Source organism: Lentzea terrae (genome assembly GCF_003265345.1).
GTDB lineage: Bacteria > Actinomycetota > Actinomycetes > Mycobacteriales > Pseudonocardiaceae > Lentzea > Lentzea terrae.
In genome coordinates, this window is sequence record NZ_QFWW01000006.1 from 387,186 (window position 1) to 410,056 (window position 22,871).

18 protein-coding genes are annotated in these 22,871 nt (G+C 69.1%); 5 read left to right on the plus strand and 13 right to left on the minus strand.

Features of this window, described 5'->3' with window-relative positions; genetic code table 11:
- Positions 1 to 250: 250 nt before the first annotated feature.
- Positions 251 to 3,100: a glycosyl hydrolase family 95 catalytic domain-containing protein gene (locus DI276_RS10945; protein ID WP_157984638.1), complete on the plus strand. Its 2,850-nt coding sequence runs from the start codon at positions 251 to 253 to the stop codon at positions 3,098 to 3,100.
- A gap of 6 nt (positions 3,101 to 3,106) precedes the next feature.
- Here DI276_RS10945 and DI276_RS10950 read toward each other — a convergent pair whose 3' ends face one another.
- Positions 3,107 to 4,015, minus strand: a complete 909-nt coding sequence (locus tag DI276_RS10950) for a nuclear transport factor 2 family protein (RefSeq protein WP_112263141.1) — start codon at positions 4,013 to 4,015, stop codon at positions 3,107 to 3,109.
- Positions 4,016 to 4,121: 106 nt separating this feature from the next.
- On the opposite strand from DI276_RS10950, the gene DI276_RS10955 reads away from it, so the two are divergent.
- Positions 4,122 to 4,724, plus strand: a complete 603-nt coding sequence (locus DI276_RS10955; RefSeq protein ID WP_198680558.1) for a TetR/AcrR family transcriptional regulator — start codon at positions 4,122 to 4,124, stop codon at positions 4,722 to 4,724.
- Positions 4,711 to 5,406 (plus strand): ankyrin repeat domain-containing protein, encoded by a 696-nt coding sequence (locus DI276_RS10960; protein WP_112263142.1) that lies wholly within the window; start codon positions 4,711 to 4,713, stop codon positions 5,404 to 5,406. Before DI276_RS10955 ends, DI276_RS10960 begins: the two co-directional genes overlap by 14 nt.
- Before the next feature lie 10 nt (positions 5,407 to 5,416).
- Here the strand turns inward: DI276_RS10960 and DI276_RS10965 are convergent, their stop codons facing one another.
- The 6 genes from DI276_RS10965 to DI276_RS53375 form a co-directional block, all read right to left on the minus strand.
- Complete coding sequence (locus DI276_RS10965) at positions 5,417 to 5,626, minus strand: hypothetical protein (protein WP_112263143.1); 210 nt, start codon at positions 5,624 to 5,626, stop codon at positions 5,417 to 5,419.
- Positions 5,619 to 6,395: an alpha/beta fold hydrolase gene (locus tag DI276_RS10970; RefSeq protein ID WP_198680559.1), complete on the minus strand. Its 777-nt coding sequence runs from the start codon at positions 6,393 to 6,395 to the stop codon at positions 5,619 to 5,621. The genes DI276_RS10965 and DI276_RS10970 overlap by 8 nt, the downstream gene beginning before the upstream one ends.
- Before the next feature lie 27 nt (positions 6,396 to 6,422).
- Positions 6,423 to 7,631, minus strand: a complete 1,209-nt coding sequence (locus DI276_RS10975; protein ID WP_112263144.1) for a cytochrome P450 — start codon at positions 7,629 to 7,631, stop codon at positions 6,423 to 6,425.
- A 91-nt stretch (positions 7,632 to 7,722) separates the two neighbouring features.
- A complete protein-coding gene (locus DI276_RS10980; RefSeq protein WP_112263145.1) occupies positions 7,723 to 10,794 on the minus strand; it encodes a BTAD domain-containing putative transcriptional regulator in 3,072 nt (1,023 codons plus the stop codon).
- Positions 10,795 to 10,835: 41 nt separating this feature from the next.
- Positions 10,836 to 11,657, minus strand: a complete 822-nt coding sequence (locus tag DI276_RS10985; RefSeq protein ID WP_112263146.1) for a DUF4097 family beta strand repeat-containing protein — start codon at positions 11,655 to 11,657, stop codon at positions 10,836 to 10,838.
- A 102-nt stretch (positions 11,658 to 11,759) separates the two neighbouring features.
- A complete protein-coding gene (locus DI276_RS53375; protein WP_408610529.1) occupies positions 11,760 to 12,431 on the minus strand; it encodes a GbsR/MarR family transcriptional regulator in 672 nt (223 codons plus the stop codon).
- A gap of 192 nt (positions 12,432 to 12,623) precedes the next feature.
- Here DI276_RS53375 and DI276_RS10995 point away from each other — a divergent pair, with 192 nt between their 5' ends.
- Positions 12,624 to 13,805: a DUF418 domain-containing protein gene (locus DI276_RS10995; protein WP_198680561.1), complete on the plus strand. Its 1,182-nt coding sequence runs from the start codon at positions 12,624 to 12,626 to the stop codon at positions 13,803 to 13,805.
- Here the strand turns inward: DI276_RS10995 and DI276_RS11000 are convergent.
- From DI276_RS11000 to kdpF, 6 genes are read right to left on the minus strand one after another with little or no spacing between them, the layout of a single operon-like run.
- Positions 13,768 to 14,445 (minus strand): response regulator, encoded by a 678-nt coding sequence (locus tag DI276_RS11000; RefSeq protein ID WP_112263147.1) that lies wholly within the window; start codon positions 14,443 to 14,445, stop codon positions 13,768 to 13,770. The genes DI276_RS10995 and DI276_RS11000 overlap by 38 nt on opposite strands.
- Positions 14,442 to 17,015 (minus strand): DUF4118 domain-containing protein, encoded by a 2,574-nt coding sequence (locus DI276_RS11005; protein WP_112263148.1) that lies wholly within the window; start codon positions 17,013 to 17,015, stop codon positions 14,442 to 14,444. The genes DI276_RS11000 and DI276_RS11005 overlap by 4 nt, the downstream gene beginning before the upstream one ends.
- Positions 16,993 to 17,520: a potassium-transporting ATPase subunit C gene (locus DI276_RS11010; protein WP_112263149.1), complete on the minus strand. Its 528-nt coding sequence runs from the start codon at positions 17,518 to 17,520 to the stop codon at positions 16,993 to 16,995. Before DI276_RS11010 ends, DI276_RS11005 begins: the two co-directional genes overlap by 23 nt.
- Before the next feature lies 1 nt (position 17,521).
- Positions 17,522 to 19,501 carry a potassium-transporting ATPase subunit KdpB gene (gene kdpB, locus DI276_RS11015; protein ID WP_232836597.1) on the minus strand — a complete coding sequence of 660 codons (1,980 nt, stop codon included), beginning with the start codon at positions 19,499 to 19,501 and terminating at the stop codon, positions 17,522 to 17,524.
- 23 nt (positions 19,502 to 19,524) lie between these two features.
- On the minus strand, positions 19,525 to 21,147 hold the full coding sequence (gene kdpA / locus DI276_RS11020; RefSeq protein ID WP_112263151.1) for a potassium-transporting ATPase subunit KdpA: 1,623 nt from the start codon (positions 21,145 to 21,147) through the stop codon (positions 19,525 to 19,527).
- A complete protein-coding gene (kdpF, locus tag DI276_RS11025; RefSeq protein ID WP_112263152.1) occupies positions 21,147 to 21,248 on the minus strand; it encodes a K(+)-transporting ATPase subunit F in 102 nt (33 codons plus the stop codon). Before kdpF ends, kdpA begins: the two co-directional genes overlap by 1 nt.
- Before the next feature lie 362 nt (positions 21,249 to 21,610).
- Between kdpF and DI276_RS11030 the strand changes: the two genes are divergently transcribed.
- Positions 21,611 to 22,807, plus strand: coding sequence for a serine hydrolase domain-containing protein (locus tag DI276_RS11030; protein WP_112263365.1), 1,197 nt, complete (start codon positions 21,611 to 21,613; stop codon positions 22,805 to 22,807).
- Positions 22,808 to 22,871: the final 64 nt, after the last annotated feature.

The window sequence follows — 22,871 nt, forward strand, 5'->3', positions numbered from 1 at the left end:
TTACCTGACCGCCCACGTCAGGCGGTCACACCCTTCAGGGTCTCCCGTCGATGCATCGGATGTCTTGCGGACGATGCCGCTGGGCGAACCAACCTCGCCAGGGTGCGAATCGTGCACAAAGTTCCCTAATCGCACGCAAAACCGCGCCGTACCGCACGGCGACAAAGACAGCCTCAAGGAGCTACCACTTCTGCATACATCGGACCTATGCTGCGTTGGCCCGTCCCCCAACACCCAACGGAGGGTGTCCATGCGCAGGTCGCTCATGAGGCTCTCGGCAGCCGCTCTCGTCACCGTGGCGTCGGCAGGGCTCGTGGTGGGCTCCGAACCGAGCCCCTCCGCCCACGCGCAGCAGGCGGCGGACGGCAGCACGCTGTGGTACGACGAGCCGGCCAGCGACTGGGAGAGCAGGGCCCTGCCGATCGGCAACGGTGCGCTGGGCGCGATGGTGTTCGGCGGCGTGACGTCGGAGCAGTTGCAGTTCAACGAGAAGTCCCTGTGGACCGGCGGGCCCGGTGCGGCCGGCTACAACTTCGGCAACTGGACGTCGCCGCGTCCCGGCGCGCTCGACGAGGTCGTGAACGCGATCAACCAGAACGGCCAGGCTGACCCGAAGTGGGTGGCGGGCAAGCTGGGACAGCCCAAGTCCAACTTCGGCGCCTACCAGACCTTCGGCGACCTCCGGCTGGACCTGGCCGGGCAGTCCACCTCGTTCTCCGGCTACCGGCGTGAGCTCAACATCGCCGACGCCACCGCCAAGGTCAGCTACACCAACAACGGCGTGCGCTACGACCGCGAGTACTTCGCCAGCTACCCCGACCAGGTGGTGGCCGGGCGGCTGGGCGCGGACCAGCCGGGGAAGGTGTCGTTCACCCTGCGCTACACCTCACCGCGCAGCGACTTCACCGCAACGGCATCCGGTGGCCGGCTGCGAATCCGCGGCACGCTCGCCAACAACGGCATGATCTTCGAGGCGCAGATCCAGGTGCTGACCGACGGCGGAACCGTGACCAGCAACGGAAACGCGGTGACGGTGTCGGGCGCGAACAGCGCGACGTTCGTCCTCGGCGCGGGCACCGACTACGCCGACACCTACCCGAACTACCGCACCTCGGATCCCGCGGCCCGCGTCAAGGCCACTGTGGACAGTGCGGCGGCGAAGTCGTTCGCCACCCTGCGCGCCGCCCACGTCGCGGACCACAAAGCGCTGTTCGACCGGGTGAAGCTGAACATCGGCCAGATCATGCCGAACAAGCCCACCGACGACCTGCGCGCCGCCTACACCGGCGGCTCGTCGCCGGACGACCGGGCGCTGGAGGCGTTGTTCTACCAGTACGGCCGCTATCTGCTGATCGCCTCGTCGCGCAGCGGCTCGCTGCCGGCGAACCTGCAGGGCGTCTGGAACAACTCGACTTCGCCGCCGTGGTCGGCTGACTACCACACCAACATCAACATCCAGATGAACTACTGGCTCGCCGAGCAGACCAACCTGGGCGAGACGGCGGAACCGTTCGTCCGGTTCGTCGAGGCGCTCAAGGCGCCAGGCCAGGTCACCGCGAACTCCATGTTCGGCACCGGCGGCTGGGTCGTGCACAACGAGACCAACCCGTTCGGCTTCACCGGGGTGCACGACTGGGCGACCGCGTTCTGGTTCCCCGAGGCCAACGGCTGGTTGGCCTCCCAGGTCTACGACCTCTCCACGTTCAGCAAGAGCCCGGCTCTGATCAACCGCGCGTACGCGCTTCTCAAGGGCGCCAGCGAGTTCTGGGTCGCCAACCTGCGCACCGACCCACGTGACGGCAAACTCGTCGTGACCCCCAGCTACTCCCCCGAGCACGGCCCGTTCACCGCGGGGGCGTCCATGGCCCAGCAGATCGTGCAGGGTCTGTTCACCGACACCATCGCCGCCGCCACCGAACTCGGCGTCGACCCCGCGTTCCGGGCACAGCTGCAGGACAAGCTCGCCGCGCTGGACCCCGGCCTGCGCATCGGCGACGGCAAGCTCCAGGAGTGGAAGAGCAACGCCATCACCGGCGAGCCGCAGCACCGGCACGTCTCGCACCTCTACGGACTGCACCCCGGCCACCAGATCGCGGCCGGCACCACCTTCGGCGACGCCGCGAAGGCCACCCTGACCGACCGCGGCGACGGCGGCACCGGCTGGAGCAAGGCGTGGAAGATCAACTTCTGGGCGCGGCTGCTCGACGGCGACCACTCCCACAAGATGCTCGCCGAACAGCTCAAGGGCTCCACGCTGGCCAACCTGTTCGACACCCATCCGCCGTTCCAGATCGACGGCAACTTCGGCGCCACCGCCGGCATGACCGAAATGCTGCTGCAGAGCCAGAACGGCGACGTCCACGTCCTGCCGGCCAAGCCGTCCGCCTGGCCGTCCGGCTCGGTCACCGGTCTCAAGGCCCGCGGCAACGTCACCGTGGACGCGTCCTGGACCGCGGCCGGCGGAGTCGACTTCACCGTGAAGCCCACGCGCACCGGCCCGTTGACGCTGCGCAGCGGCATCTTCGCCGGCCAGCACACGCTGATCGACACCGCGACCGGACAACCCGTCACCACCACCGGCACCGGTGACCGGCGAACCTTCACCGCCACCGCCGGACGCACCTACCGCGCCACCGGCAACTTCAAAAAGCCCGTCAACCTGGCGTTGAACGCGCCGGCCAGCCAGTCGAGCACGTACGCCACCGGCGCGGTCGCGAGCAGGGCGGTCGACGGCAACACCAACGGCGCCTTCTGGTCCGGCTCCGTCACCCACACCTCGGAGAACCCGCTCGACACCAACCCGTGGTGGCAGGTCGACCTCGGCGCCTCGAAGGCTGTGAGCACGATCGAACTGTGGAACCGGACCGACTGCTGCGCCGACCGGCTCCGCCAGTTCTACGTCTTCGCCTCCGACACGCCCTTCACCTCGACCAACCCGCAAACGACCGCCGCACAAACCGGGGTCTGGAGCCATTTCCAGGCCACCGCGGTCGGAACTTCGTTGTCCCTGCCCGTCAACCGCACCGCGCGCTACGTCCGGGTACAGCTCGTCGGGTCGGACCGGCCGCTCTCACTCGCCGAAGTCCAGGTCTTCGGCTGATCCACGTCAGAACATCGTGTTGTCGTTCGCCGAGGTCGCGGGCACGGCCTGGACCACGTCCCAGTGTTCGACGATCTTTCCGTCCTTGCCGACGCGGAAGATGTCCACAACGGACTGGCCGCGGTCCTCAGGTCCGGTCCGGTAGTGCGCGTGGACCGCGACGAGGTCGCCCTCGGCGACGACCCGCTTGCGTTCGACCGTCAGGTGCGGGAACTGCTGGAACAGCCCGGAGAACAGTTCCCGCAACCCTGCCGAACCGCTGGGGATCAGGGGGTTGTGCTGGTGGTACTCCGGAGCCAGGTGGTCGACGGCGTCGACGTCCTTGCGGACGAGGAGCTGGTCGAAGTACGCGGTCGCGACCGACTTGGCGAACGGCGTGACCCAGCGCGGGCCCGGCCGGTTCGTCCGCGGTGAGCTCACCGTCGAGAACATGTCGTTGCCGCTGACCGACGTCGCTGGCACCTCCTGGGCGGTGTCCCAGTGCTCGGCGATCCGGTGCTCGCCGTCGAAGCGGAAGATGTCCACCACCGCCGTGCCGCGCGTGCCGGGTGTGAGCACCACGTTGGAGTGCACGAGCACCAGGTTCCCCTCGGCGATCACGCGCTTGATGTCGTACTTCAGGTCGGGGAACTGCGCGGCGAGGGGACCCGCGAGAGCCTTGAGCGCGGCCGTGCCGTCCGGAGCGAGCGGGTTGTGCTGGATGTAGTCGGGCCGGATGAACCGGTCCACGACCGCGACGTCGCCGTCCTCGAAGAGCCGCTTCAGCACCTGCACCGTGATGGCCTTGTGCAGTTCGAGCGCTTCGGCTTGCCGGACGGCGGGCGGGCTCGCTGCCGCCGGCGCGACAGCCGCGGCGACGCCGAAGGTGGCGGCCAGCAGGACTGCGACCGCCTTCCTGGCAGTGGTGGACCGCATCTCTTACCTCCGAGTCGTGACGTGTTCCGACAGCATACGACAAAAATGTCAGCCACTGACACGTTGTGCAGTCGGCGTCACTTCTGGCGGACGCTACAGTGGCCCGGTGACCACGAGAAAGCCCGGACTGCGGGAGAGAACCCGGCAAGCGGTGCGGTCGCAGCTGATGGAAGTCGCGTGGGACCTGTTCGTCCAGCAGGGTTACGACGCCACGACGGTGGACGAGATCGCTGCCGCAGCAGGCATGTCGCAACGCAGCTTCTTCCGCTACTTCGCCACCAAGGAGGACGTCGTCCTCGTGAAGTTCGAGGCGGTCGGCGAGCTCCTGGCGAGCGTGCTGGCCGACCGGCCCGCGAGCGAGGACGCCTGGACCGCACTGCGCCACTCGTTCGACGTCATCGTGGAGGCGACCGAACGCGACCCGCGGTACGGCCTGGCGCTGCTGCGGATCACCGACCAGTCCGCGGCGCTGCGGGCCGGCCGGCTGGAACAGCAGCTGCACTGGCAGGAGTTGCTGACGCCACTCGTCGCCGAACGCATGAACCAGCCTGCCGATCCGGGCCCGGCCGCGCTCACCGCCGCCGCCCTGGCCTGCCTGAACGTCGCGAACATCGCCTGGCTGGTCAGCGACGGAACCGACTCGCTGCGCAGGCTGGTGGACGACGCGATGGCCGCCGTACAGCCGGTGCGTCACGATGTTGCCCGCTGACGACCCGCGTGCGGAGGCGCTGACCGCCGCCATCCGCACGGGCGACACCGATGCGCTCCGCCAACTGCTGCGCGATCACCCCGAACTCGCCGCCGCCCGCATCGACGGCCGCTCGCCGCTGCACATCGCAACGGACTGGCCGGGCCACTTCCCGAACGTCGCGGACACCGTCGGTGTGCTCGTCGACGCCGGCGCCGACGTGAACGCGCGATTCGTGGGATCACACCGGGAAACGCCGCTGCACTGGGCGGCCAGCAGCGGCGACGTCGAGGCGCTCGACGCACTGCTCGACGCCGGCGCCGACATCGAGGCCGACGGTGCCGTCATCGCGGGCGGCACCCCGCTGGCCGACGCACGGGCGTTCGCACAGTGGAGCACCGCCCACAGGCTCGTCGCGCGCGGTGCCACGACCACGCTCACCGACGCGGCGACGCTGGGACTTCTCGATCGCGTGAAGGCCTACTTTCCCGGCGCTGCAACAGAAGCCGTGAACGTCGCGTTCTGGGGTGCTTGCCACGGCGGTCAGCTGGAGTGCGCGGCGTTTCTCCTCGAGCGCGGCGCCGAGCTGAACTGGATACCGCCGTGGGAGCCGCTGACGCCGCTGGATGCGGCGCAGCGCAGCGAGGCAGCCGGTCTGGTGCGGTGGTTGCGGGAACAGGGCGGGACGTCAGCGAAGGGCTGACGGCGACGCGCTACTCCTGCAGCTCTGCCAGCACGTCGGCGGCGTCGCTGCTCCCGAGTGCGGCCAGCCTGCGCAGCTCGTCGAAGTCCTCGCGTTCGCCTGCCAGCTCCACGAGCACGTCGACCGCGTCGGAGCTGCCCGCGTCAGCCAGACGCCGCAACTCCTCCAGGTCACCCGTCGCGGCTGCACGCTCCACCAGCTGATCGAACTGCTCAGCCATGACGCACCTCCTCCAGCTCGCGGACGGCCCGCGCAACAGCCGGGGAGTCCTTGCGCAGGATCTTGCTGTGGTTGCTGGCCACCTTCGCGCTCAGTTTGACGCGCGGGTTGGCGGCGAGCACCTCGTCGAGCACCTTGCGGCCCTCCTCCATCTCCCCCGCCTCGCTGCCGAGGCTGTCGCCGGTGGCGAGGACGAAGCGGACCGGGCAGGTCAGGCGGCTGAGCACGGGCACGCTGGCGGCGGCGACCTCGTTGGCGTCGATGCCGACGTCGGCGTGCTGGTCGGCGCTCATCCTGGCGCCCATGCCGAACAGGGCGGCGATCGGCAGCAGCAGGCGGTAGCTGCGGAACGTCTTGCGGATCCGGTCCCGGCCGGCCTCGCCGGTCAGGCCGACCGGGAAGGCGTCCACGGTCACCAGGCCCGCTACCCGGTTCGGGTGGCGGTCGGCCCAGTGCCAGCCGATGATGCCGCCGTAGGACCAGCCGACCAGCAGCGGCTGCTCCACACCCCGCGCCTTCAACACGGCGTCCAGGTCACGCAAAGCGCCTTCGAACGAGTAGTCGGCCGAGCGCTTGGACTTGCCGCGGGCGCGCTCGTCGTAGGTGATGTGGCGGTAGCCGGGGCCGAGGTCGGCGATGACGCGCTTCCAGTGCTTCTGGTCGGCGTAGGCACCGTTCAAATAGACCACGGGACGGCCGGGGCCGCCGGTGTCCTGCACGAACAGCGACGTGTCATCGACGGGCAGCATGCCGGTCCAGGGCTGGTTCATGATTCGCTCCTAAGTAGACAGTTGGGTTCAGGCCCAGGTGACCGGGAGTGAGTGGACGCCGTAGATGTTCATGTTGGTGCGGAGCTTCACGTCGGCGGCCGGCACAGCCAGCTCCAACGACGGGAAGCGGCGCAGCAGGCCCTCGAAACCGGCGCGCATCTCGATGCGGGCCAGCTGCTGGCCGAGGCACTGGTGGATGCCGTGCCCGAAGGCGACCTGGCCGCGGACCTTGCGGTGCACGTCCAGCACGTCGGGGTGCTCGAACCGGGCAGGGTCGCGGTTGGCGGCCAGCAGCGAGACGACGACGGTCGAGCCCGCGGGGATCGTTTCGCCGCCGAGTTCGAGGTCCTCGGTGGCATAGCGGTAGAAGATGTCCGCCACCGAGAGGTAGCGCATCAGCTCCTCGACGGCATCGGGCACCAGCGACGGGTCAGCTCGCAGTTCGGCCAGCTGGGACGGGTGCTCCAGCAACGCGAAGGTGCCCAGTGCCAACATGTTCGCGGTGGTTTCGTGGCCGGCCAGCAGCAGCAGGAACGCCATGCCGGTCAGGTCCTCGATGCTGAGGTCCTCGTCGCGGGCCAGGTCCGAGAGGATGTCCTCGGCGGGGTCGGCCCGCTTGGCCGTCACCAGTTCCGCCAGGTACCCGAACATCGCGCCGAACGCGGCCAGCTTGTCGTCGAGGGCGATGTCGCGCTCCATGAACCTCGAGGAGTTCGACTGGAAGGTCTCGCGGTCGGCGTACGGGACGCCGAGCAGTTCGCAGATCACCAGTGACGGCACGGGAAGCGCGAACTCCTGCACGAGGTCTACCGGCGGGGTCAGCGTTGCCAGCGAGTCCAGCTGCTGTTCGGTGATGGCGACGATGTCGTCTTCGAGCTGCTTCATCCGCTTCACGGTGAACGCGCCGGTCAGCTTGCGGCGCAACGCGGTGTGGTCCGGCGGGTCCATGCTGATGAACAGACCAGGCACCTGCGGGGACGGCTCGGTCTGCTCCGGCATACCGGGTGTCTCGAACGGCACGTGGATGATGCCGATGTCCTGGCGGCTGCTGAACCTGGTGTCGGACATGACCTGGCGCACCGCGTCGTAACCGGTGACCAGCCAGCCCTCGTGGCCGTCCGGGAAGGTCATCGGGCTGACCGGCCGGGTCTCGCGCAACGCCGTGATTTGGCTGGGCGGATCGAACGGGCCCGCGTCGCGGTCGGTCGGCAGGACCTGCAGGACGATCTGGCTCATCGGATTTCCCCTCGTGGTGGTGTGTGCCACCACGATCAGCAAGAGGCCAGACACGGGGCTGTCACGACGCTGACACGGGCCAAGAGCGGGGTCAGGGAGCCAATGTCACCGCGACCAGCTCGTCCCAGCCGGTCTCCGCCCCCTCCCTGGCCGCCACGTCGAACGCCGCGTCGCCGAGGTGATGCCGGGCTGCCTGCTCGATCTGGGACACGTACGGGTTGGAGAGGTCGGCGAGGCCGAGCACGCTCGCGCTCGCCGTCAGCAGCCGCGCGGCCTGCTCGTACTGCTCACGCCGTACGGCCAGGTCTGCGACCCCGACGATCGTCTGCGCGACCAGAGGCGCGTGTCCCGTCTCGGCCGCCATCTGACAGGCCGCGGCCAGGTGCTCGCGTGCCTCCCCCAGATCGTCGGTGAAATGCCCGTGCAGGGCATGCGCCGCAGCACGCAGGTGTGGCTGCATTCCTTCGTCGCCGAGCAACTTCATTGCGACATCGAGCTGTTCGAAGGCTTCTGAGGCGTTGCCGTTCCATGCGGCAAGTTCGACCTTCGCCAGTGCCAGTGCGGCCAGCGTGCCCGGCCAGGTGACCCCTTCGGCACGGCGCCCCGCCTCGGCCACGGCTGCCGCGCAGGCGTCCTTCTCCCCCATGAGCCAGTACAACCGTGCCTGTCGTACGCGGAACTGCACGACGTCGTCGAGGGCGTCGAGTTCGGCGACGACCGCGATCGCGTGGTCGAAGTGCTCGCACGCCTCGGCGAACTCACCGCGCAGGGCGAGGCGGTCGGCCAGTTCGGTCTGGGCGAAGGAGGTGCCGAACCGCTCGCCGAGCACCCGGAACTCGACGAGCGACTCCTCGAAGCACGCCTCCGCCTCCTCGCCCTGGCCGAGCGAGACCCGCACCTTGCCGATGTGCAGCCGGGACAAGGCGCGCACCCACGGGTCGTCGTCGGCCAGCAACGACTCGAACGCGGGCAGCACGGCGTCCGGCTCGCTCAGCAGCCGTTCCAGCGGAACGACGAGCCGCAGCCCCGGATGAACGTGCGGAGCGCGTCTGCCGAACTCGTAGGCCTTGTGCACCCACTGCGCGGCTTCGGACACGGCACCCGGTCCGGACGTGACGAACATCGAAGTGAGCGCGTACACCACCGCCCGGACCTCGTCGGGCACCTCACCGGGGGTGTTGATGGCCGCGGTGATCAGCTCCATGCCCTCGGACTTGCGGCCGACGAGCCACCAGTACCAGGCTGCGGCCGCGGCGAGCCGCATCGCCGCGTGCGCCTCACCGGCCGCGAGCGCACCACGCATCGCCGAACCGATGTTGTCGTGCTCCGCCTTCAACGTGGCGAGCCACTCCAACTGGTCGGAACGGCGCAACCGCGGCTCCGCAGCCTCGGCGAGCTCGGTGAAACAGGCGAGATGCGCCTGCCGGGCCAGCTCCGACTCCCCCGCCTCCGCGAGCCGCTGGGCGCCGTACTCCTTGATCGTGCCGAGCATCCGGTACCGCGGTGCGCCCTCCGCGGACGCGACCAGCAGCGACTTCTCCGTCAACGAGGTCAACAGCTCAAGAACCTCGTACTCCGCAACGAGATCACCGGCGCAGACCCGTTCGGCCGCCTCCAGGCTCGCCCCACCGGCGAACACCGACAGCCGGCGCAGCACCATCCGCTCGGCGTCGCTCAGCAGCTCCCAGCTCCAGTCGACCATCGCGCGCAACGTCCGGTGCCGGGGCAACGCGGTGCGGCTGCCACCGGTCAGCAACCGGAACCTGTCGTCCAACCGGTGCGCGAGCTGGTCCACGGACATGGTGCGCAACCTGGCCGCGGCGAGCTCGATCGCGAGCGGCATCCCGTCCAGTGCGCGGCAAACCCGCTCGACTGTCTCGGCGTCGGCGACGAAGTCCTTGCGCACCACGGCCGCCCGGTCCGCCAGCAGCTGGACGGCGTCGGCTAGGGCGAGCGGTTCGACGGGCCACAGCGCCTCACCGGTGATGCCAAGCGGTTCCCGGCTCGTCGCGAGGATCCGCAGCCGCGGGCACTCCCCGAGCAGCCGATGGGCGAGCGCGGCCGCGGCCTCGATCACGTGCTCGCAGTTGTCCAGCACCAGCAACGTCTCCCGGTCGCGGAGCGCGGCGACGAGCCGGTCCGCCGGCTCCACGTTCGACGCGTCACCGAGCAGCGCGTCCCGCAGGCCGAGCCCGGACAACGTCGCCGACGCCAGGTCGTCCTCGACGGCCGCCAGCTCCACCAGCCAGACGCCGTCCGGCAGGTCACCCAGCAGCGTGCGCGCGGTTTCCGTTGCCAGCCTTGTCTTTCCTGATCCACCCGGTCCGGTCAGCGTGGTCAGCCGATGATCGGACACGAGCTCGCGGACCGCGGCGACATCGGTGTGCTTGCCCACGTAACTCGTCAGCTCGGCGCGCAGGTTGGTCTTGCGGGTGTCCTCACGGCGCCCCACCTCGCCGCGCAGCAACGCGACGTGCAACGCGGACAGCTCGGGTGACGGGTCGACGCCCAGCTCGTCGGCAAGGGCTTCCCGCGCGCGTTGATACGCCTGCAGCGCCTCGCTGTTCCGTCCCGCGGCGACCAGCGCGCGCATCAACGCCGCAACCAGCTTCTCCCGCACCGGATGCGCGGCCACGAGGTCCGTCAGCTCGGTGACGAGGTCCGCGCCGTGACCGAGGCCGATCTCGGCCTCGAACCGGTCTTCCGCGGTCGCCAGCCGCAGTCCCTCGAGCCTGGTGGCCGCCGCCTCGAACGCCTCGCTGTCCTGCAGACCGACGTCCTGCATGGCCGGTCCGCGCCACAACTCCAGCGCGTCGCGCAACCGTTGCACCCGCAGCGGCCCCTGGTCGTTGCGGAGCCTCTCGAACCGCACCGCGTCGACCGCGTCCGGGTCCACCGTCAGCCGGTAGCCGTCCGTCAGCCCCTCGACGACCGCACCCGGAAGTGCCTTGCGCAACCGGGAAACCAGGCGCTGCAAGGCGTTCGCCGCATCGGCCGGCGGGTGCTCGCCCCAGATCCAGTCGACCAGTGCCGCTTTCGAGACCACCTGACCCGGGCTGAGCGCGAGAGCGACGAGCAGCCCTCGCAGCCGTGCACCGGGCACGTCCGCGAGAGCGCCGTCGTCCGCGCGAACCTCGAAAGGTCCCAGAATCCCGATCTGCACCTGCCCGATCCTGCCACGGGCTCCTGGCAGATCGCTGACGCTCAAGCAGCGACCGGGTGGATGACGATGTCGTCGAGCCGCGTGCGGGCGTGAACCCTGACCGCGCCGTCGTTCCGGCTCGGCAGGGAGCTGCGCACCAGGCCCTTCGTGCTCTTCGCGTCGACCTGGACGGAGGTGCCCGCGGTGATGCCGACCTCGATGCCGCCGGAGGCGTTCATCAGCTCCAGCTGACCGCGCGTGACCTGTCCGATCCGGATCGGACAGTTGGCAGCCTTCGCGGTGATGCTGCCGTCGGCCCTGCCGATGTCGAAGCTGCCGTCGGAACCGCCCAGGTCGACGTCCGCGTGGGCGTGGCCGATCCAGACCTTCCCGGACGAGCCCTGATAGCTGACGGTGCCCTCGGCCTCGCCGATGCGCACAGCGGCCGAGCTGCCGTCCAGGACAGCGGTCCCGGCGACGTGGCCGACGGCGAGCCCGCCCGCACCGAGGTTGCCCCGCAGCGAGGCGACGCGGTCGAGCTGCACCTGCCCCGAGCCGATGTTGACCTCGCAGTCGCCGAGCACACCGTCGGCCTGCACCTCCGTCCACGCCGTGTGCAGGATCAGCCTGGACCCGGCCGGCAGCTCGACGGTGATGGCGACGGAACCGTTCTGGTCGCCCGACTTGGTCGTCTTGACGGCCAGGACGCCGTCGGAGAAGTCGACCCTGGTCTTCTCGGCGACCTTGACGTCCTTGGCGTTGGCGCTGTTGACGGGCTCGACCCGCACCACCGTGTCGGGACGCTCGCTCGCGGTGATCCGCACACGGGCGCCTGCGGTGGTGAGCGTGGCGGTGATCGGGTTCGGCGTGGTGAACGTGGACATCTCGGGTCTCCTTCTTGGGTTGTTGCGACCACGTTCGCCAACCGGCCGGACACGCCGCTGTCACGGCTCTGACACCGGCTGGAACCGATGTCAGGGCAGGTGTCAGGGCCCTGGGCGGTCGTGCCACCACCGCTCGACAGCCTGCACGAGCTCCTCACCGATGCGGTCGAGGAACACGGCGGCGTCGGCGAGCCGGGCACCGGCCGGGGTGGCGGAGCCGAGGATCTCGGCGGTGCGGCGGGCGCTGTCGGCCAGCGCGGTGTTGCGCTGGGCGGTGGCCAGCAGCGACCGGTACCAGAGATCGCCGCCGAGGACGTACTGCTCCCGCCGGCTCGAGGTGCCCCGCACTCGACGAAGAAGTCCTTGCGCTTCAAGGAAAGCCACGGCCTTCGAGATCGAGGCCGGGCTGACCCGCAGCTGCCGCACCAGATCGGCGACGGTGAGGCTGCCGGAGTCGGTGACGTACAGGCAGGCGAACACGCTCGCCGCCATCTGCGGCAGGCCGGTCTGCGCCAGCATCGAGGTGAGCTCCTCGAACGCGTCGGCCACCGCGTCCGGGTCGCGTCCGTACGGGTCAGCGGGCACCGGCGCCGGGCGGGTGGAGCCGTTCTTCGGCCGCCGTGCGCGCCGGACGGAGGCCCGCTGTGCCTCCCCCGCGCGGTAGTCGGCCGGACCGCCGTTCCTGGCCACCTCGCGGGAGATCGTCGAGGTGGACCGTCCCAGCTCACGGGCGATCTCGGCGTATCCGAGCCCTGCGGTCAGTCCGGCGGCGATGCGCTGCCGGTCCTACTGGCTCAGCCTGCGTTCGGGCATGCCCGGACTGTACGCGGTCAGCGCAACACGACCCCGTTGCGTTCATCGGCAGCACCAACGCACGGATTGCAGGATTCTGACCAGTTCAAACGGCCATGAGCGGTGCTCAAGTTCGTTGACCGATCAGTGAAGGCTTCGTAGCTTTCGCGGATCGTGAACACAAATTCGTACACCGCACCTGTCCCGGCCGGCCGTTCGCTGGCCCCTGACCTCGCGCGCGGCCTGATGCTGTTGCTCATCGCGCTGGCGCACGCACCGGGGTTCCTGAGCTCCTGGCGTTCGGGCCTGCCGCTGCTCGACGACGTCACGCTGTTCATGAAATCGCTGATCGCCGACAACCAGGCCCGCGCGATGTTCGTGTTCCTGTTCGGCTACGGCCTGGGCCAGCTCGCCCACCGGCACCACGCCCGCGGCGGCGACTGGCCGGGCCTGCGCAAGTTGCTGCGGCGCCGCAGCGTCTGGCTGGTCCTGATCGGGTTCGCGCACACCATCCTGCTGGTGCCCATCGACATCGTCGCCATCTACGGTCTCGCCCTGCTGCTGTGCACACCGATGGTGCGCGCGACGGACAGGACGCTCGGTTGGACGGCCGCGCTGACCTTGTTGCCCGCCACGCTGCTGCTCGCCTGGCAGAGCGTGAACGCGCAGCTCGGCCTCCAGGCCGGCGCACCGGTCACCTTCGCGCCGTTCATGGAGCCCAACTACGGCGCGCACGTCCTCGCCAACGTGACCAAGCCGGCACAGGCGCTGCTGGGTGTCGTGATGGTGCTGCCCGGAATGCTGCTGGGGATCTGGGCGGCCCGCCGCAGGTTCCTGGACCGTCCGACCGAGCACCGCAGCACGCTGCGCCGCGCCGCTCTCGGCCTGCTCGCCTTGGCACTGCTCGGCCGGTTGCCCGCTGCCCTGCTGGCTGCCGGGGTGTGGCACACCGACTCGATCAGTCTGCAGTGGACGGTCGCGGCCGCGCACGACCTGACCGGGTTCGCGGGCGGCATCGGCCTGGCCGCCGCCGTGGGCCTGGCGGCGGCGCGGATCGGAGACCGGCCCGGACGGCTCACCACCGCACTGGCCGCGCTCGGCCAGCGTTCGCTGACGTTCTACCTGTTCCAGTCCGCGGTGTGGCTGGCCTTGTTCTACCCGTTCACCTTCGACCTGCGCGCCGAGGTGAGCCTGGCCGGCAGCTACGGCATCGCCGCGGCAGTCTTCGTCGTGTCGGTGCTGCTCGCCGAATGGATGCGCCGCACAGGACAGCGCGGACCGATGGAGGTGCTGTTGCGCCGGATGTCGTACCCGCGCGCTAAAACTCCAGCCGATAGCCCATCCCCGGCTCGGTGACGAGGTGCCGGGGACGGGACGGGTCGACCTCGAGCTTGCGCCGCAGCTGTGCCAGGTACACCCGCAGGTACTGCGTCTCGCCGACGTACGTGGGTCCCCACACCTCGGTGAGGAGCTGCTTCTGCGAGACGAGCCGGCCGGGGTTGCGGGCGAGGATCTCCAGCAGTCCCCACTCGGTCGGGGTGAGGTGCACCTCGCGGTCGTCGCGGTGCACCCGCTTGACCGCGAGGTCGACGGTGAAGGTCGACGTCTGCACCATCGGTTCTTCCAGCACCTGCACGGTTTTCCTGCGCACCGCGGCACGCAGCCGCGCCAGCAGTTCGTCCATGCCGAAGGGCTTGGTCACGTAGTCGTCCGCGCCCGCGTCCAGCGCTTCGACCTTGGCCGCCGAATCGGTGCGGGCGGACAGCACGATGATCGGCATGGACGACCAGCCCCGCAGCCCGGCGATCACGTCCACGCCGTCGATGTCGGGCAGCCCGAGGTCCAACACCACTACGTCCGGTTTTCCTTCCACGGCAACGCTCAGCGCGGTCTTGCCGTCGTAGGCGGTCAGGACGTCGTAACCGCGGGCGCTGAGGTTGATCCGCAGCGCGCGGACGATCTGCGGTTCGTCGTCGACGACCAGCACCGAGGTCATGCCCTGTTCTCCTCGTACCGGGGAAGTGAGATGACCACTGTGAGCCCGCCACCTGGCGTGTCCTCCGCGTTGATCTCACCGCCCATCGCTTCGGTGAAACCCTTCGCCACGCTCAGCCCAAGTCCGACGCCGGGGGTGGAGTCGCGGTCGCCGAGGCGTTGGAAGGGCGTGAAGACCCGGTCCACGACCTTCTTGTGCAGACCGGGCCCGTGGTCGACGACCCGCAGTTCCACCTGATCCCCGTGCGCACTGGCCCGCACGGCGATCTCCGGCTCGTCGACGGTGACGCGGCCGTCACCGTCGACGTCGACGCGCCGGCGCGGGGACATCCGGCCGTGCCGCAGCGCGTTGTCGATGACGTTGGCGACGACGCGTTCGAGCAGCCCGAGATCCGCCTGCACGGCCGGCAGGTGCTCGTCGACGCTCACCGAGATCGTGTTGCGCTCGTCGATGACCGACAACGCCCTGGCGACGACCTCGTAGTAGGTGACCGGCCGGATGACCGGGGCCACCGATCCGGTGGCGAGCCGGGACGAGTCGAGCAGGTTGTCCACCAGGCCGTTGAGCCGGTCCGCCGATTCCTCCACGGTGGCCATGAGTTCTTCGGTGTCCTCTTCGGACAGTCGGAGCTCGCGGTCGCGCAGGCTGCCGATCGCGGCTTTGATGGACGTCAACGGGGTGCGCAGGTCGTGCCCGACCGCGGACAGCAACGCGGTGCGCAGCTCGGTCGTCTCGACCTTGCGTTGCGCGTCCGCCGTTTCCGCGGCCATGCGCTGTTGGCGCAGTGCCATCAACGCCTGGCCCGCAGCGGCTTCGAGCACGCGCTGGTCGCTCGCCGGCAACGTCTTGCCCCGCAACGCCAGGTGGATGTCGGAGGTGACCGCGATGTCGCCGTCGGCCTCGTCCGGCTCGTCGCACGGACGCGGGCCCACGCACGCGATGCGTTCCCAGCCGCCGCCCCGGCGTTCCAGCAAGGCGACCGAGTCGAGGCCGAAGTTCTCCCGGATCTTCTCCAGCAGCCGCGACAACGGGTACGGGCTGGTGAGCACGGTGCGCGAATAGGAGGCGAGCAGGGCGGCCTCCGTGCGGGCACGAGCGCCCTGCTCCCCCAGCCGTGCGGCGCGGTCCACCACCAGCGCGACGATCGTCGCCACGATCACCATGGCCACCAGGGTGATCACGTTCTCCGGGGTGTTCACCGCCAGGCTGTAGTACGGCGGCGTGAAGAAGAAGTTGAGCAGGCCCGCGCCGAGGAACGCGCTGACGAGCGCCGGCCCCAGTCCGCCGACCAGCGCCACCACGCAGGTGGCGAGCAGGAACCCGACCAGGTCGGTGGAGTAGTCGATGTCGTCGCGCCAGAACAGGCCGAGCACGGTGCTCAACGCCGGCAGCAGCACCGCCGCCAGCCAGCCCGCGAGCTGCCGCCCCCGGCCGAGCGCGTTGCGGCCGATCTCCCAGCGCAAGCCACGTCGTGCGGCGTCGTGCGTGACCATGTGCACGTCGATCGGGCCCGAGTCGTGGATCACGGCGGCGCCGATGCCCTCGTCGAGCGCGCGTGCGAGCCGAGAACGTCGTGACGTGCCGAGCACGAGCTGGGTGGCGTTGACGCCGCGCGCGAACTCCAGCAACGCGGTCGGCACGTCGTCGCCGACCACCGAGTGGAACGTCGCGCCGAGGTCTTCGCCGATCTTGCGGCACTTCGCCACGACCTCGGGTGACGCACCGGTGAGCCCGTCGCCGCGCAGCACGTGCACCACGAGGAGCTCGGCGCCCGCGCGCAGGGCGATGCGCCGGGCGCGGCGGATCAACGTCTCGCTCTCCGGTCCGCCGGTGATCGCGGCGACGACGCGCTCGCGGGTCTCCCAGGTGTCGGTGATCTGCCGGTCGTGCCGGTACCGCTGCAACGCGACGTCGACCTGGTCGGCCACCCACAGCAACGCCAGCTCGCGCAACGCGGTCAGGTTGCCGACGCGGAAGTAGTTGCCCAGCGCGGCATCGACCTTGTGGGCGGCGTAGACGTTGCCGTGCGCCATTCTCCTGCGCAGCGCTTCTGGCGTGATGTCCACCAGCTCGACCTGTTCGGCGCGGCGGACGACCTCGTCCGGCACGGTTTCCCGTTGCGTGACACCGGTGATCCGTTCGACGACGTCGTTGAGCGACTCGAGGTGCTGGACGTTGACCGTGGACAGCACGTCGATGCCGGCGTCGAGCAGTTCCTCGACGTCCTGCCAGCGCTTTTCGTTGCGCGAGCCGGGCACGTTGGTGTGCGCGAGCTCGTCGACGACCGCGACTTCGGGCGCACGAGCCAGCAACGCATCGACGTCCATCTCGGTGAAGTCGACGCCGCGGTGGTGGATCTCCTTGCGGGGCAGCATCTCCAGGCCGTCGAGCAGGCTCTGGGTCTTCTCCCGTCCGTGCGTCTCGACGAGGCCGACGACCACGTCGGTGCCGCGCTCCCGGCGCCGGTGAGCTTCGCCGAGCATGGCGAAGGTCTTGCCGACACCGGGAGCGGCACCGAGGTAGATGCGCAGCTCGCCGCGGCGTCGCTCAGCTGACTGCGTCGATGGCACGGTTCAGCGCCGTCACGTTCACGGTGGTGGTGAAGGTGCCACCGGTGTTCGCCTTGACGAGCTCCCGGACCTTCTCCGCGGACAGACCGCTGGCCCGCGCCACCCGTGGCACCTGGATCTCCGCGTACTCCGGGCTGATGTCCGGGTCGAGACCAGAAGCCGAGGCGGTCACCGCGTCCTGCGGCACCGCGTTTTCCGGCACGCCCTCGCGTTGCGCGATCTCCGTGCGGCGCTGGGCGACGATCTTGGTGTAGTCCTCGTTCAGCTCGCCCTTGTTCGAGCCACCCGACGCGGGCAGCGTCGCGGCGGACGGGCGCGGCACGAAGTACTTGTCGCCGGTGCGGACGACCGCCACCAGCGTGGTGTCCGTGGCCTCGGCGTTGGCGTGCAGGCCGGGGATGCGGGACACGCCCCACACCGCCAGCGGGTACAGCACACCGCAGACGACCGTGAGCGCCAGCAGGATCCGCAGCCCTGCCCACGCCTGCTTGAAGAAGTTGTCCATGTCAGCCGATCCCGGGGATGAGTCGCACGAGCAGGTCGATCAGCCAGATCCCGGCGAACGGCGTCACGATGCCGCCGAGACCGTAGATCAGCAGGTTGCGCCGCAGCAACGCCGACGCGCTGGACGGCCGGTAGCGGACGCCCTTCAGGGCCAACGGGATCAGCGCCACGATGATCAGCGCGTTGAAGATCACCGCCGACAGGATCGCGGACTGCGGTGTCGCCAGGCGCATGATGTTGAGCTGACCCAGCGCCGGGTAGATCGCCGCGAACATCGCCGGCAGGATCGCGAAGTACTTCGCCAGGTCGTTCGCCACGGAGAACGTCGTCAACGCACCGCGCGTGATCAGCAGCTGCTTGCCGATCTCCACGATCTCGATGAGCTTGGTCGGGTCCGAGTCGAGGTCGACCATGTTGCCGGCCTCCTTCGCGGCCGACGTGCCGGTGTTCATCGCGACACCGACGTCCGACTGCGCGAGCGCCGGGGCGTCGTTGGTGCCGTCACCGGTCATCGCGACCAGCCGGCCGCCCTCCTGCTCCTGGCGGATCAGGGCCATCTTGTCCTCGGGCTTGGCCTCGGCGAGGAAGTCGTCCACGCCTGCCTCTGCCGCGATCGCCTTGGCGGTCAACGGGTTGTCGCCGGTCACCATGACCGTGCGGATGCCCATCGCGCGCAGCTCGGCGAAGCGTTCCTTCATGCCCGGCTTCACCACATCTGAAAGCCGGATGACACCGAGCACTTCGTCGTTCTCGGCCACGACGAGCGGTGTGCCGCCGTCCTCGCTGATCCGGTCGACGATCGCCTGAACCTCGTCGGAGGTGGTGAACCCGCTGGCCGCTCCCTTGCGGATGCTGCGACCGTTCAGATCGATGCCGGACATCCGGGTCTGCGCCGTGAACGGCACGAACTCGCCGATCTTCTCCGCGTCCGACGGCTCGGCCGGCAGCCCGTACTTCTCCACGCACAGCTCGACGATGCTGCGGCCTTCCGGCGTGCCGTCGGCGAGGCTGGACAGCCGGCAGGCCTCGGCCAGCCTGCGCTCGTCGGTTCCGTTGGCGGCGATGAACTCCGTGGCACGCCGGTTGCCCCACGTGATCGTGCCGGTCTTGTCCAGCAACAACGTGTCGATGTCACCGGCGGCCTCAACGGCCTTGCCGGACGTGGCCAGCACGTTGCGCTGCACCAGCCGGTCCATGCCCGCAATGCCGATAGCCGACAGCAACGCGCCGATCGTCGTCGGGATCAGGCAGACCAGCAGCGCGGTCAGCACGACCACCGACTGCGCGCCGCCGGAGTAGATGGCGAACGGCTGCAGCGCCACGACCGCGAGCAGGAAGATGATCGTCAGCGTGGACAGCAGGATCGTCAGCGCGATCTCGTTCGGCGTCTTCTGCCGTTCCGCGCCTTCGACCAGCGCGATCATCCGGTCGACGAACGTCTCGCCGGGCTTGGTCGTGATCCTGACGACGATCCGGTCCGACAGCACCGTCGTGCCCCCGGTGACCGCACTTCGGTCGCCACCCGACTCGCGGATCACCGGCGCGGACTCACCGGTGATCGCCGACTCGTCCACGGTCGCGATGCCTTCGACGACGTCTCCGTCGCCGGGGATGACCTCGCCCGCCTCGACCACGACCAGGTCACCGATCTTGAGCTCGGTTCCGGCCACGACGTCACCGTTGAGGAGCCGTGCGACGGCGTCCTTCTTGGTCTTCCGGAGCGAGTCCGCCTGCGCCTTGCCACGTCCTTCCGCGACGGCCTCGGCGAGGTTCGCGAACAGCACGGTGAACCAAAGCCACAGCGCCACCGCAACGGTGAACACGCTCGGGTCGGTCACCGCGAACACGGTGACCAGCAGCGAACCCACCCAGACGACGAACATGACAGGGCTGCGCAGCTGGTAGCGCGGATGGAGCTTGCGCAGCGCCTCCGGGACGGCCGCGGCGATGCTCGGCTTGGCCGGTGTCTTCTCCTGTGCCACAGCAGGTTTGAGCAGAGTCGTGGTCACAGCAGTGCCTCCGCGATGGGACCAAGAGCGAGAGCGGGAACGAACGTCAGCGCCGCGACCAGGACGATCGACCCGGTGAGCAGGGTCGCGAAGAGCGGCCCGGTGGTGGGCAGCGTGCCCGCCGTGACCGGCACCTTCTTCTGCGCCGCAAGGGATCCGGCCAGGGCCAGCACCGCGATGATCGGGATGAACCGGCCGAACAGCATGCACAGGCCCAGCGACGACTGGAACCAGTCGTTGGTCACCGTGATGCCGGCAAACGCGGACCCGTTGTTGTTCGACGCCGACGCGTAGGCGTATAGGATCTCCGACAGGCCATGTGAGCCGGGGTTGTTGAGCGCACCTCGCGTGCTCGGCAGGATCGCCGCGATACCCGCGCCGATCAGCAACACCGTCGGCATCGCGAGAATCGACACCGCAGCCGCCGTGACCTCCTTGCGGCCCAGCTTCTTGCCCAGGTACTCCGGCGTGCGGCCGACCATCAAGCCGGCCAGGAACATCGCGATGATCGCCATCACCAGGATGCTGTACAGGCCCGTGCCGACCCCGCCCGGCGTCATCTCGCCGAACAACATGTTCAGCAACGCTCCGCCGCCACCGAGCCCGGTGAAACTGTCGTGCAGCGAGTTGACCGCACCGGTCGACGTGCCGGTGGTCGAGTTCGCGAAGAGCGCGCTGGCGGGGACACCGAACCGGAGTTCCTTGCCCTCCAACGGCCTGATGCCGTTCGCCTCGGCGGCCCAGACGACCGCGAGCATCGCGGACCAGATCAGGCCCATGACACCGAGCAGGACGTAACCCTGCTTCTTGTTCCCCATCAACTGCCCGAAGGTGCGGGTGAGCGCCACCGGGATCACCAGCAGCAGGAAGATCTCGATCAGGTTCGACCACTCGTTGGGGTTCTCGAACGGGTGCGCCGAGTTCGCGTTGAGCACACCGCCGCCGTTGGTGCCGAGCTCCTTGATGGCCTCCTGCGACGCGACCGGCGCGTTGGCGATCGTCTGACCGTCAACGTCCACACCGGACTTGAGGCTCATCGTGACGCCCAGCGCGATCAGCACGATCGCGAACACGAACGCCAGCGGCAGCAGGATCCGGATCGTGCCGCGGACCAGGTCGACCCAGAAGTTGCCGAGCCGGTCGGTCTGACTCCGCACGAAGCCGCGCACCAACGCGATCGCGACGGCCAGACCCACCGCGGCGGACACGAAGTTCTGCACCGTCAGACCGATCATCTGGACCGTGTGGCCCATGACGGCTTCCGGCACGTACGACTGCCAGTTCGTGTTCGTCACGAAGCTGATGGCGGTGTTGAACGCCATGCCTTCCGGCACGTTGCCGCGGCCGAAGTCGAACGGCAAGAATGCCTGGACCCGCTGGATCACGTACAGGAACACAATGCCGACGAAGGAGAACCCGAGCACCCCGTAAGCGTAGGTGCTCCACTTCTGCTCGGCGTTCGGTTCGATGCGACCGATCCGGTAGATCGCCAGCTCCAGCCTGGAGTGCTTCTCTGCCTGGAAAACCCGCGCCATGTAGTCGCCGAGCGGCCGGTAAGCCAGCGCCAAAGCCACGATGAGAACGCCGACCTGCACCAGGCCGGCCACGAGAGGTGACATCAGAACTTCTCCGGCCGGATCAGTGCGATGAACAAGTAGACGATCAACAACAACGCGATCACGCCGCCTACGGCGTTCGCGACCAGACCGGTGCCGCTCACAACTTCTCCAGTCCGCGCACGGTGAGACCCAGCACGAGGAAACTCACGACCAGCAGCAACGCGTAGGCCAGATCGGCCATGGCGCGCTCCCTTCAACGACAACGACGTGGTCTTGACGCGAGCAAGCGTGCATGAGGGAAACCCGCACGTCAGGGCCACCTGACGGCACCTTGACGCCCCCTCGCGGTTCCTTTACGCGTTCTTGATGCCGCTGAGAACTGCGTCTCACCCAGAGGTGCGAGCCGAGGTGACCCGGTGTGATCCGACCGGCCGTCAAGATCTCGTTCGGGACCCTGGCCGCTGTCAGGACGTGTCAGCGCGGTGACTGTCCGGTGTCAGGGCGGCCGGTGATCGTAATCGCCATGACGAGCTCAGCGATTGAAACCAGTGAGACCAACAACAAGGCGCGGCGGATCGGCGTCACGGCGGTGGCCGCGGCGCTGCTGGCCGGAGTGGCCTTTTCGGGGACGGCCGCCGCCGCACCGAGTCGTCCTGACCTGCAGGCGACGGCTCAGGCGATCGTCGACTCCGGTCTTGCCGGCGTCCAGCTGCGGGTGCACGACGAGCGGGGCGACTGGGTCGGCAGCGCCGGGGTGCGCAAGGTGGGCTCGACCGCGAAGCCGCCGACGAACGGCCGGTTCCGGATCGGCAGCAACACCAAGACCTTGGTGGCCACCGTGGTGCTGCAACTGGTCGGCGAGGGCAAGGTGGGCCTGGACGCGCCGGTGGCCGACTACCTGCCCGAGTACAACATCGACCGGCGGATCACGGTGCGGATGCTGTTGCAGCACACCAGCGGGTTGTTCGACTACGTCGGCGCGCAGCTGCCCGACGGCACGATCGTGCCGGGAATCCCGTTGGCGGGCCAGGAGTTCGTGGACAACCGGTTCCACACCTACCGGCCGGAGGAGCTGGCGCGGTTCAGCCTGTCCAAGCCGGCGGTGTTCGAACCGGGCACCGACTGGGGCTACACGAACATCAACTACCTGCTGGCAGGGCTGGTGATCGAGAAGGTCGCCGGCCGGCCGTGGGCCGACGAGCTGCAGCGACGGATCCTGCGCCCGCTCGGGATGCGGGACACCTTCGCACCGGGCACGTCGCCGGAAATCCCCGGGCCGCACGCTCACGGCTACTACCGCTACCAGGACGCCGGACAGTACAAGGTCGTCGACATCACCCGCCAGAACCCCTCCTGGGCGACCAGCGCCGGTGAGCTCATCTCGACGACCAAGGACCTCCACACGTTCTTCTCCGCACTGCACCGCGGCAAGCTCCTGCCTGCCCCGCTGCTGGCCGAGATGCGCAAGCCCCACCCCAAGGGCAGCTACGGCCTCGGCCTGTGGGTGCAGGACGGGGGCCCGGACTGCGGTGTCGTCTACAAGGGCATGGGCGGCTTCCACGGCTACGGCACGATCACGGCCAGCACCCCCGACGGCAGCAGGACTTTCGAGCTGTCGCTGACCTACGGCGACAAGGTGTCCGACACCGAACTGGCGGTGGCCTACGACAAGGCGGACAAGACGCTCGTCAACAAGGTGATCTGCGGCCGGCAGAGCTAGGCGACACACCATCGGCCGAGCGGGTCAACCCGCTCGGCCGTTGAGTGCGTTTCGCAATACGATC

Excerpts from the sequence above, each read along its gene's own strand:
- DI276_RS10945 (WP_157984638.1), top strand. The coding sequence starts at position 251 with ATGCGCAGGTCGCTCATGAGGCTCTCGGCAGCCGCTCTCGTCACCGTG.
- DI276_RS10950 (WP_112263141.1), bottom strand. The coding sequence starts at position 4,015 with ATGCGGTCCACCACTGCCAGGAAGGCGGTCGCAGTCCTGCTGGCCGCC.
- DI276_RS10960 (WP_112263142.1), top strand. The coding sequence starts at position 4,711 with ATGTTGCCCGCTGACGACCCGCGTGCGGAGGCGCTGACCGCCGCCATC.
- DI276_RS10965 (WP_112263143.1), bottom strand. The coding sequence starts at position 5,626 with ATGGCTGAGCAGTTCGATCAGCTGGTGGAGCGTGCAGCCGCGACGGGT.
- DI276_RS10970 (WP_198680559.1), bottom strand. The coding sequence starts at position 6,395 with ATGAACCAGCCCTGGACCGGCATGCTGCCCGTCGATGACACGTCGCTG.
- DI276_RS10975 (WP_112263144.1), bottom strand. The coding sequence starts at position 7,631 with ATGAGCCAGATCGTCCTGCAGGTCCTGCCGACCGACCGCGACGCGGGC.
- DI276_RS10985 (WP_112263146.1), bottom strand. The coding sequence starts at position 11,657 with ATGTCCACGTTCACCACGCCGAACCCGATCACCGCCACGCTCACCACC.
- DI276_RS11000 (WP_112263147.1), bottom strand. The coding sequence starts at position 14,445 with ATGACCTCGGTGCTGGTCGTCGACGACGAACCGCAGATCGTCCGCGCG.
- DI276_RS11010 (WP_112263149.1), bottom strand. The coding sequence starts at position 17,520 with ATGGACAACTTCTTCAAGCAGGCGTGGGCAGGGCTGCGGATCCTGCTG.
- kdpA (WP_112263151.1), bottom strand. The coding sequence starts at position 21,147 with ATGTCACCTCTCGTGGCCGGCCTGGTGCAGGTCGGCGTTCTCATCGTG.
- DI276_RS11030 (WP_112263365.1), top strand. The coding sequence starts at position 21,611 with ATGACGAGCTCAGCGATTGAAACCAGTGAGACCAACAACAAGGCGCGG.